At 71.8% G+C, this 2,297-nt stretch carries 3 protein-coding genes; 1 reads left to right on the forward strand and 2 read right to left on the reverse strand.

The features are described from left to right. Positions 1-91 precede the first annotated feature (91 nt). The gene (locus tag G6024_RS05895; RefSeq protein ID WP_172812148.1) at positions 92-925 is read right to left on the reverse strand and encodes an SDR family oxidoreductase; all 834 of its coding nucleotides are present in this window, start codon (positions 923-925) and stop codon (positions 92-94) included. 253 nt (positions 926-1,178) lie between these two features. On the opposite strand from G6024_RS05895, the gene G6024_RS05900 reads away from it, so the two are divergent. After that, on the forward strand, positions 1,179-1,403 hold the full coding sequence (locus G6024_RS05900) for a hypothetical protein (RefSeq protein WP_067716967.1): 225 nt from the start codon (positions 1,179-1,181) through the stop codon (positions 1,401-1,403). Positions 1,404-1,566: 163 nt separating this feature from the next. On the opposite strand, the gene G6024_RS05905 is transcribed toward G6024_RS05900, so the two are convergent. Then, the gene (locus tag G6024_RS05905; RefSeq protein WP_235027778.1) at positions 1,567-2,211 is read right to left on the reverse strand and encodes a response regulator transcription factor; all 645 of its coding nucleotides are present in this window, start codon (positions 2,209-2,211) and stop codon (positions 1,567-1,569) included. Between the last annotated feature and the right edge of the window lie 86 nt (positions 2,212-2,297).

Consider the following 2,297-nt stretch of genomic DNA (forward strand, 5'->3'; position numbering starts at 1 on the left):
CCGCGAACCTGGCGTCTCGCGCGCACCGCGGCTCACGCGAGACGCCAACCCGGCGGGCGGCTGCACCAACGGGCGGCTGCGCTGGGCCGGCTCAGGGCGTGGGCGCGCCTCCCGTCACCGACAGCGTGTTGCCGGTCGTGTACGAGGACTCCTCGGAGGCCAGGTAGACATACGCGCCCGCCATCTCCACCGGCTGACCGGGCCGGCCCAGCGGATTCTTCTGGCCGAAGTACGGCAGCTTCTCCGGCTTCTGCCCACCGGTCACCTGCAGCGCCGTCCAGAACGGCCCGGGCGCCACGGCGTTGACGCGGATCCCCCGGGGCGCGAGCTGCTGGGCGAGCGCCTTGGACATGGTGTTGACGGCCGCGCGGGAGGTCGCGTAGTCCACAAGGCCCGGTGACGGGGTGTAGGCCTGCACCGACGAGGTGAAGATGACACTCGCGCCCGGCTGCAGATGCCCCAGGGCCTCCTGCATCATCCAGAACGGCGCCGAGATGTTGACGTTCATCGTCTCCGCCCACTGCTCGGAGGTCAGGTCCTCGAGGTTCTCCACGTAGGTCTGCCGGGCGGCGTTGAGCACCAGCACATCGATTCCGCCGAGCCCGGCGACGGCGTCGCGGACGGTCCCCCGGGCGACCTCCTCGTCGCCCACGTCGCCGGGCAACAGCACGCACGTCCGCCCGGCCTCGCGGACAAGTCGCGCGACCTCGTCGGCGTCGGACTGCTCGGACGGCAGGTAGCCGATCGCAACATCGGCACCCTCGCGGGCGTAGGCGATCGCGATGGCCCGACCGATTCCCGAGTCACCGCCGGTGATGAGCGCCCGCCGGCCGGTGAGCCGACCGTGGCCGACATACGACGTCTCGCCGTGGTCGGCCGGCGGGTCGAGCTCGGAGGCCAGCCCGGGGACGGGCTGCGACTGCATCGGGATCTCCACCTCGTACTTGGAGGTGGGATCGACCAGGGCCGCTTCGTCGGGCTGGACGGCGTCGGGCTGGACGGCGTCGGGCTGGTCGGAGGGCGTGAAGGTGGGGTCGGTGCTCACTGGCGGGCCTCCTGGGTCGTGTAGCTGCATCGACGGTACGCGCGACGGGTGGCCCCCGTCCGGATGCGAGTCGACGTCGAATCCCCCACACTGCGGAGGAGAACTCAACTTCCCACGAGACGAAGGAGCAAGCATGCCCCGTTACCGCGTGATTGACCCCGAGCAGAACGTGATCGACGAGAAGGAGTTCGCCGACGACACCAAGGCCTACGACTGGTTCAAGACGGTCGAGGTCCCGGAGGATTCGCTCGGCTACGCCATGGAGGTCGACATGGACGGCAAGTGGACGCGCTTCGAGATCAACGACGGTGGCACCAACACCTCCCCCGCGGCCGACGAGGGCACCGGCATCGCCTGATCGGTCACAACACGATCTGACGCGGCCGGCCGCACCCCGCTTCACCGCGGGTCGGCCGGTTCTCGCGTTCGGGGCCGAGGTTGTGAGAACCCGCGCCCCGGGCGAGGTTGTGAGGACCCGCGCCCCGGGCGGTCTGGGCCGGGAAAACCACGCCCCGGGGCCGTCAGAGCCAGCCGCGCGCCTGCGCCTCCCGCGCCGCCTCGCCCCGCGTGGTGGTGTGGGTCTTGGCGATCGCCGAGGACAGGTGGTTGCGCACGGTGCCCTGCGACAGGACCAGATCGGCGGCGATGTCGGCGACGCGGGCCCCGGTCAGCGCGTGACGCAGGACGTCCTTCTCCCTGGGAGTGAGGGGGTCGGGGCCGGAGACCATCGAGTCACGGGCCAGGACCGGGTCCACGACGGTCTCGCCCGCGTTCACCTTCCGCACCGCGTCCGCCAGCTCGCCGGCGGGCGTGTCCTTGACCACGAACCCGCCGGCCCCCGACTCGAGCGCACGGCTCACATATCCGGGGCGGCCGAAGGTGGTCACGATCAGGACGCGAACGTCCGGGTGCTCCTCCCGGATCCGCCGGGTGGTGGTGATGCCGTCCCCACCCGGCATCTCGATGTCCACCACGCAGACGTCGGGCCGGAGACGTTCGACCGCCGCCAGGAGGTCGTCCCCGCGTCCGACCTCGGCGACCACGTCGATGTCCGGTTCCAGGGCGAGCAGCGCCGCGAGGCCACCCCGGACGAGCGCCTGGTCGTCGGCCAGGACGAGTCGGATCGGCGCCGCAGCGGGTGCGGAGCCGGGCATGGCCTCGCTCATCGCGCCCACCCCACTGCCACGACGGTCCCGGTCTCGTGGGTCTCGGCGCCGGGCCAGCCTTTGCCGGGTCCGGCCGCCCCGACCCC

Origin of the sequence: Dietzia maris, from assembly GCF_014144855.1 — a bacterium.
In the GTDB taxonomy this organism is placed as follows: Bacteria; Actinomycetota; Actinomycetes; order Mycobacteriales; family Mycobacteriaceae; genus Dietzia; species Dietzia kunjamensis.